This window comes from Bradyrhizobium sp. UFLA05-153 (assembly GCF_054185185.1).
In genome coordinates this window covers 50,980-58,470 of the sequence record NZ_JBBIAM010000056.1, presented here as the reverse complement: position 1 = coordinate 58,470, position 7,491 = coordinate 50,980, and the positions used below count along the sequence as shown (strand labels likewise).

Genomic DNA, 7,491 nt, shown 5'->3' with positions numbered 1-7,491 from the left:
GAGGAGCCCGGTGCGTTAGCAGCGCTCGCCGGGATCTGGGTGGGGGGCGAGGAGCAATCCTCGTCCCTACCACGACCATGGGTTGGCACGCAAGAGTGTGGCTCAAGAGCCGCTGTAGGCGCGTCCAAACCAACGGGCGTAGACCGGGTCATTGATCATTCGATCAAGCCGCGCGCGGCGCAATCGATGAACAAAGTCCTGCTTGTGCGTCTGCCCGGCAGGTCCGGCGTGCAGAATACTAAGCATCCAGTTTGAGAACTCCTGATACCGCCAGACGTCTGGGAGACGCGAAGCGGAGTAATCTCCGAGGCGGTCGCCGTTGGCAGCTTCGCCATAACGTTCACAGAGGCCCGCCGCGAGTTCAATCGCGTCCTGAATAGCCATGTTCATACCCTTCGCACCTGCTGGCGTCACCATATGAGCGGCGTCACCGGCGAGGAATATGCGACCCGACTGCATCGGCTCGCGAACACGCACGCGCAGATCGAGAAAATCCCGCTCGATGAGATCACCGCGAACCAGAGGTAATTGGTCGGGAATAGCCATGCGCTCTTCCAACTCGGCCCAAATGCGTTCGTCAGACCAGTCGGCAAGTGTGTCGGTAACAGGCACCTCCAAATAATATCTTGTCGATGTCGCGGAGCGACGAAACTGCCCCGCGAACCCTTTAGGGTGCAGAGCGTAAACGGTACGGGGGCTTGGCGGGGCAATTGCAGCAATGACCGCAAGCCAACGGAACGGATGGGCGATCTCGAATGTCTCGAACCCGGCTGCCCGCGCGACCACGCTTCCAGCGCCGTCGCAGGCCACAACGGCTTCGGCCCGGACCGTGAAAGGTTCACCGTTCGCTACCGTAACCGCTCGTACCTCCGCATTCGTCGCGTTTTCCGCGACATCGACAACCTTTACTCCGAAGCGAATTTGACCACCTTTCGCGATAAGCGCGTCAGCCCAATCACCGACAAGCTCTTGCTGCGGGTAGATATAGTGCCCCTGACAATCGTCGCTGGGAGCTCCATAATTGCAGACGATAACTTCGCCATCGATACGGAATTCGCAGATGCCATTGCGGCCTCCCCGCCCGGTGATGGTGTCGGCAAGACCAAAGGGGCGGAGTGCGTCGACCGCGCGTTGCTCAATCAGCCCGGCCTTCGTTCGGCTGCGCAGCTCGTCCGATTGCTCACGCTCAAGGACAACGAAAGAAATGTTCGACTGGTGAAGAATATGGGCGAGCACCAGCCCGGCAGGACCAGCACCAACGATGCATACCAGCGCGGTGTCTTTATCCATGTATTATCCCCCAAAAGGCATGACCGGCGCTCAATCGTCAGGACATAGCTGTCATGATATCAGAAATCCCGAAATCGGATGTCTGCCTTTGGCCCTTCGCGACACATTGCACCGCCATACGACCTTGGTCGCTAACGGGGCATAGCAGAAATCGACTGTTCGCCGTCTATTGCAGAGGGCGACGCTCGTGACCCTGGCTGTGTGAAAACGCGAAAGATCGACGCGCGGCTAGAATTACATTCTTCAGCTCGTCATCTAAGTTGAAATCGCTTGCGAGCTTGAGCGCAAGGGCAGTCTTGGACGTACAACTTGTTCTCTCGCGCTCGAGCGTCTTGGCCTTTTCACACAGTCTGAACAGACATCAGGCTTACCCCGCAGAGCGACCGGCAAGACGCACGCTTCTGCCGATCTTGCATAGCACGCCGAGCGGATTGGATTAACTTTTCCGACCTAGCGGCTGTCCCTCGTGGAGTTCCTATCATGAACGTTCAAGTGTTGACGCTCGTAATCGCTTTGTTGGTTATATCCGTAGGCGTACCGGCGAGCGCCGAAGATGCACCCAAGATGAAAATGACCACCGATATTCCGCAGTCCATTACGACGCCGAACTCGGTGGAAACCCGCATCGGAACGCTCAAGTTCTTCGACGGCTTCCCCGACAAGGCCACCGTCGAGAAAGTCTATGACAACCTCGATTTCCAGCGCGGCATATCTTACTGGACTGCCCGCCGTTTCGATTGCGGGTGCTCGCAGCGGCATTACTGGGTTTGGCCCCGCCAACCAAACCGCCGTCATAGCCGAACAACTATTGGACTCCAAATCGCTGTTCCTGACCGCCAACACCACCACCCCTTACACTCTGCTCTATCTGGACACGAAGAATGGTCCGTTGGTCTTAGAAATTCCTTCACAGGTACTCGACCCGATAGATGATGCTTGGTTCCGCTGGGTTAGTGATGTCGGTTTCACCGGGCCAGACGGAGGCAGGGGCGGAAAGTACCTGCTGCTGCCGCCGGGCTACACGGGCGCGGTCCCCACAGGTTACTTTGTTGCGCGTTCGCACACCTTCGGGAATCTGCTGTTTTTTCGAACTTTCTTAAAGGATGGCAACCCGAAACCGGGCGTCGATAATGTCAAAAAGAACCTTCGGGTGTATCCGCTCAGTCAAGCCGCCAACCCGCCAGAGATGAAGTTCGTCGATATATCCGGCAAGGCATTCAACACCATCGGGCCGGGCGATTATTCCGCGTTCGAATACCTCAATCGCACCATTCAGGACGAACCAAGCGATGCATTGGACCCTTACACGTTGGGCGTGTTCGCCGCCATCGGGATTGAGAAAGGCAAACCCTTCACACCCGACGATCGCCTGAAAAGGATACTCGTCGAGGCAGCTGCGGTGGGTGATGCCACAGCCCGTACTCTTACCTATCAGTCTCGGATAAAGGATGCCTATTTCTATCCAAACAGCGCATGGTTCTCACCATTCATCGGCGGCAGTTATAAGTTCGAGCAGGACGGTGTACTCAACCTCGACGCAAAAGATCTCTTCTTCTTTTATGCTACTGGTGTCTCACCAGCGATGACAGAGAAAATGGTCGGGAAAGGCTCGCAATACGCCGTTGCGTTCGTGGATGCCAAGGGCAACCCACTCGATGGCGGCAAGTCGTATAGATTGCATATGCCGCCCAACATTCCCGCCGAGGAATTTTGGTCGTTTACGGTGTACGATACCCAGACACGCTCTATGCTCCAGACTGATCAACAATTTCCAGCCGTGGGGAGCCTGACCAAGGGATTGCTGGTCAATGCGGATGGTTCAGTAGATGTCTATTTTGGACCGAAGGCTCCAGTCGGCAAGGAGAACAACTGGGTGCAGACCATCCCCGGCAAGGGTTGGTCCAATCTCCTGCGTCTCTACAGTCCGCTTGAGCCGTGGTTCAATAAGACTTGGCGTCCGGGAGAGATCGAGCCGATGTAGCTGACGTGCCGCTGCCGACTAACCCGAGCCACCTTCACAAAACGCCTGATCCTGTTTTCGGAGGGACCGCCTAGCGGCGGTCTTTCTGCTTGCGCAGGTCGTTTTGTGAATGTCGGCTGTTGGCCCATCTGCGACCTCGGAGAATGTCCGCTCTTGGGCCGCTGTTGGGGGTTGACCGGACATCAGTGGGTCAGCCGCTCAACGAATACATTCCCCAGTGCGGCGGATTTCGTGATGAAGATCACGCGGCCAGTAACGGTTTACGAGAGGCCACAGCTTTTGACTCTATGCAGCGATTGCCATCGTCCCAGATCGCACTCCTTGTTCAGCCTGAGAGGAAGTCTCCCTGCCTTTCGTGCTTCCTAGCCATCGAACTAGAAATGGATCTCGCTTTACTTCGAGGCCATAAACGACCAACCCTGATATTCTTTGCTGCTGCTGGCGCAGGTGATCCCTCAGCAAACGGTCGCGCGTGATGTAGCCAGCGTTCACACCGGGAAGCGAGTGGTTCATCAACAGATGAATGTCGAGTTCCGAAACCGCTGCCGCTTGCGCGAGCGTGCGATAGCTCTGCCGCAGATCATTTCCCCATTTGGAAAGGACATTCCGCTCTTCCTTGTGCTCCACGAGATGCCCCGGTTTGCTGTCGGCTGGAAACAACCACGATTTCGCTTGCGCGGGATACATGATCCGACCGCACCTAATCGCACGGATGATGGAACGGATCATCGGACGCGAGAGTGGAATGTCAAATGCCTTCTCCTCACCTCCTTTTGGCCTCGGGATATGGATTATCCTCCGTCGTAAATCGACGTGCTCTAAACGGATCTTCTTCAGTGCAGTTGGTCGTGACCCGCTGAAGAGCGTGAAGAGGTGAAATTCCCGCCTTAGCGGGTTGTCCATTGCGTAAAGCTCCTTCAACCAACCGCTGATATCGTTTGGTCCCATCCCGGTGTTGCGTCGATGCTCCTTATTCCAGTCGATTGCGGAAACCGGGTTTACGGCCGGCAGGTCGGTACTGCTCTTCCGCGCGTGGTTGTACACTGCCCGCAGACTGCGCATTGATCCGTTAGCAATGTAAGGACCGTTCTCTTTCGAGATTTTCTCGTGACGTCCAACAACAAGATGCGGTTGTCGCCCAAGTCGAGCGAGCGGATTGTCGAGCCAATCCTTGAACAGTCGCTCCATGTGATCTCGATAACCTTCAATAGTCCCTGAGTTTCTTCCCTTACGTTTCATATGCGCATCCCGATAGCGCTCCCAGGCCTGCCGAAGTGTTATTGAACCTGGCTTGATTTTCGGATCCTCGCCAGGGCGCTGGCCCTTCGCTATCGACCCAAGTGCCTCTTTTGCTTTGCCGCGCGCTTGGCGCGTGGTCATCTCGCCAAAGTCGCCGAGTTTTACCTGGGCTGTGAATTCACGAACGCCATCCCGCCAGAACTCGCCTTGGGCCATGAAAGTCTTCCGGCGCTTGCCGATGAGCACGAAAAAGCCCGGCAGTTCGCTATCGCGTACCTTGTATTGCTTCTCCCCCGCACAATGAAGCGCAATGCTCTTGTCCGTGAGAGCCTGGCGCTGATCAGCCATAAACGCCTCCACTCTTTTTAGTCTGGGTTTAGTCTGGGGAAGTCCTCGATGAGAGTTATCGAGGTGCAGCTACTCTATGGTGCGCCAGAGCGCGAAAATCCTCGATCAATCAGTAGCTTCCCGGGAAGGCGAGAGTATGACAACGCGTACCTGGACGCGGTAGAGAAGCTGCGAATTCAGACTACGAATCTGAGGGTCGGACGTTCGAATCGTTCCGGGCGCGCCATTCTACGATTTTTCACGACAAAGCAGCCGCGGATACGCGCGGGGGGTGCCGCCGCTTGGCTGCGGAAGGGCGGATTGCGCTTCGCTAATCTGCCCTGAGGCCCTGCACGAACGCCATGAGAATCATGACCGTGCCGACGGCACTGCCGGCGAAGCCGATGATCACCTCACCAAATGGAATGTCGTAGCGGGTCGTCAAGCTTTAGGGTATCCAGGCTGCGGCGATGATCCCGAAGCCGACCGCGAGCTTGATCACTGGTCTCATGGACGCATCTCCGAAACATCAACATTGACGGTCGCCCTATCGCGATGAGGGATCTGCCCGCTTGCATTGCGTATGTCGGCGGCGCCTTCATGTCGTGCGTGGCGACGAACAGCCCGGCTCTCACTATCAGGCTCAGCGGATGATATGCATGCGCCCGAATGTCTCAAGGGGCGCGCGAGCGCGTAGGGCGGGTTAGCGGAGCGTAGCCCGCCGCTCGCGACATCACCAGCAGCATGAGCAGGCCGCGCAATCCCTTCGACAACGCCAAGGCCGAAAGCGAGGCGCCGCCATCGTCGATCGGCGTGTTGAACGCCGCCGCGAGACCGGCGACGCGAGACGATGCGTGCTGCTCTGCTGGAGGCCACCCAATCCTGACGCCGAAATCAAGTGCCCATAGGTGCGGGCGATGATCGTCAGCGTTCGCTCGTCATGTCTTCTTGACGGAGAAACATATGCAACCGGCGCGCTCGGAATCGAAATCCGACGCGGCAGTTTCAGATGTGGCAGGCACCCAAGACCTTGGCATATTCTCGCCGACGAGGTAGCTCCCTGGTGAGGTCGCTGCCAACCGGGACCGGTAGAGCCTTACGGGCTCGGATCGAGCATGAGAGCACCCATGAACTTGCGCGACTGCCACAACTTTCATGACTTCCGTCGCTTGGCCGAGCGACGGCTGCCCGGCCCGATATTCAACTACATCGACGGTGCCGCAGACGATGAGGTGACATACCGGCGCAACACGAAAGCCTTCGAGGACTGCGACCTCGTGCCCAACGTTCTGCGCGGCGTGGAGCAGGTTGATCTCTCCGTCGAAGTCATGGGCCAGAAGCTGGCTCTGCCGGTCTATTGCTCCCCGACGGCCTTGCAACGCCTTTTCCACCACCAGGGTGAGCGCGCCGTCGCGGCCGCAGCAGCAAAATACGGCACCATGTTCGGAGTATCCTCGCTCGGGACGGTGAGCCTCGAGGAGCTACGCAAGGCTCACGATACGCCACAGGTCTATCAGTTCTATTTTCACAGGGACCGGGGCCTCAACCGGGCCATGATGCAACGAGCGAAGGACGCCGGTGTCCAGGTCATGATGCTGACCGTCGACAGCATCACCGGCGGCAACCGCGAACGCGATCTGCGCACCGGCTTTTCAATACCGTTCAGGTTGACGCTTGCCGGCATGCTGCAATTTGCGATCAAGCCGAGGTGGGGGGTAGAGTACATTACCCACGAGCGCTTCAAGCTGCCGCAACTCGACGAGCACATCGACATGAGCGGCGGCGCACTCTCGATCGGCCGCTATTTCACGGAAATGCTCGACCCATCCATGAATTGGGACGATGTGGCTGAAATGGTTCGGTCGTGGAACGGCCAATTCTGCCTCAAGGGCATCGTATCCGCTGACGACGCCAGGCGCGCCGCCGAGATCGGTTGTACCGGCATCGTCATCTCCAACCATGGCGGCCGGCAACTGGACGGCTCTCGGGCGTCATTCGATCAATTGGCCGAAATCGTCGATGCCGTGGGTGACCGGATCGACGTGCTCATGGATGGCGGGGTCCAACGGGGCAGCCATGTCCTGAAGGCCCTCTCAGTCGGCGCCAAGGCGGTCGGGCTCGGCCGTTATTATCTCTATCCTCTGGCTGCCGCCGGCCAGGCCGGCGTCGAGCGGGCTCTCGGCATGATGCGGACCGAAATCGAGCGCGACATGAAGCTGATGGGCTGCACCTCGGTCAGCCAGCTCTCGCGCGACAATCTGCGGTTCAGGTGAACGCGAACCAGTCGGAGGATACGCTCACAACAAATCCCGATCCCTCTCGGTATTCCATCGCTCCATCAGCAACAGCTGAGCTCGACCTGGCTGATCGTTCCCGCTCCGATGCGTGAAACTTGCGAAGGCGAAGCTTCGCAAGGGGGAATACAAAGCTATGTCGATCTGCTCACCTGTCTGCAAATGGCAGGCTGGGACAATCCGGCTCCATCGCCTGCGACCCCGCTCAGGGGAGCGAGCAAGAAGCGGAACGCCAGGAATTAGTTGCGCCAAGAATTAGTTGCCAAGACAAAGTTGGGATAGAGCCGGTGATATTCGGCGAGAGGTCCGGGAAGCCTGACGGGCACCGTACTCTCAATGGCGTTTTCCGCCGGACGCAAC

The 7,491-nt window shown here is 57.8% G+C and carries 4 protein-coding genes and 1 tRNA gene; 3 read left to right on the top strand and 2 right to left on the bottom strand.

Annotated features, from left to right (window positions below):
• Positions 1 to 102: 102 nt before the first annotated feature.
• The gene (locus Q2941_RS28665; protein ID WP_458194449.1) at positions 103 to 1,290 is read right to left on the bottom strand and encodes an FAD-dependent monooxygenase; all 1,188 of its coding nucleotides are present in this window, start codon (positions 1,288 to 1,290) and stop codon (positions 103 to 105) included.
• A 682-nt stretch (positions 1,291 to 1,972) separates the two neighbouring features.
• Between Q2941_RS28665 and Q2941_RS28660 the strand changes: the two genes are divergently transcribed.
• Positions 1,973 to 3,271, top strand: coding sequence for a DUF1254 domain-containing protein (locus Q2941_RS28660; protein ID WP_458194448.1), 1,299 nt, complete (start codon positions 1,973 to 1,975; stop codon positions 3,269 to 3,271).
• A gap of 285 nt (positions 3,272 to 3,556) precedes the next feature.
• Here the strand turns inward: Q2941_RS28660 and Q2941_RS28655 are convergent, their stop codons facing one another.
• The gene (locus tag Q2941_RS28655) at positions 3,557 to 4,858 is read right to left on the bottom strand and encodes an integrase arm-type DNA-binding domain-containing protein (protein WP_458194447.1); all 1,302 of its coding nucleotides are present in this window, start codon (positions 4,856 to 4,858) and stop codon (positions 3,557 to 3,559) included.
• Positions 4,859 to 5,014: 156 nt separating this feature from the next.
• Here Q2941_RS28655 and Q2941_RS28650 point away from each other — a divergent pair.
• Both Q2941_RS28650 and Q2941_RS28645 read left to right on the top strand, forming a co-directional pair.
• Positions 5,015 to 5,084: transfer RNA gene (locus Q2941_RS28650), tRNA-Ser, on the top strand.
• A gap of 880 nt (positions 5,085 to 5,964) precedes the next feature.
• Positions 5,965 to 7,110: an alpha-hydroxy acid oxidase gene (locus Q2941_RS28645; protein WP_458194446.1), complete on the top strand. Its 1,146-nt coding sequence runs from the start codon at positions 5,965 to 5,967 to the stop codon at positions 7,108 to 7,110.
• Positions 7,111 to 7,491: the final 381 nt, after the last annotated feature.

What these genes read in the sequence shown, in the direction of transcription:
- Q2941_RS28660 (WP_458194448.1), top strand. Translation starts at nt 1,973, where the DNA reads ATGACAACCTCGATTTCCAGCGCGGCATATCTTACTGGACTGCCCGCC.
- Q2941_RS28665 (WP_458194449.1), bottom strand. Translation starts at nt 1,290, where the DNA reads ATGGATAAAGACACCGCGCTGGTATGCATCGTTGGTGCTGGTCCTGCC.
- Q2941_RS28645 (WP_458194446.1), top strand. Translation starts at nt 5,965, where the DNA reads ATGAACTTGCGCGACTGCCACAACTTTCATGACTTCCGTCGCTTGGCC.
- Q2941_RS28655 (WP_458194447.1), bottom strand. Translation starts at nt 4,858, where the DNA reads ATGGCTGATCAGCGCCAGGCTCTCACGGACAAGAGCATTGCGCTTCAT.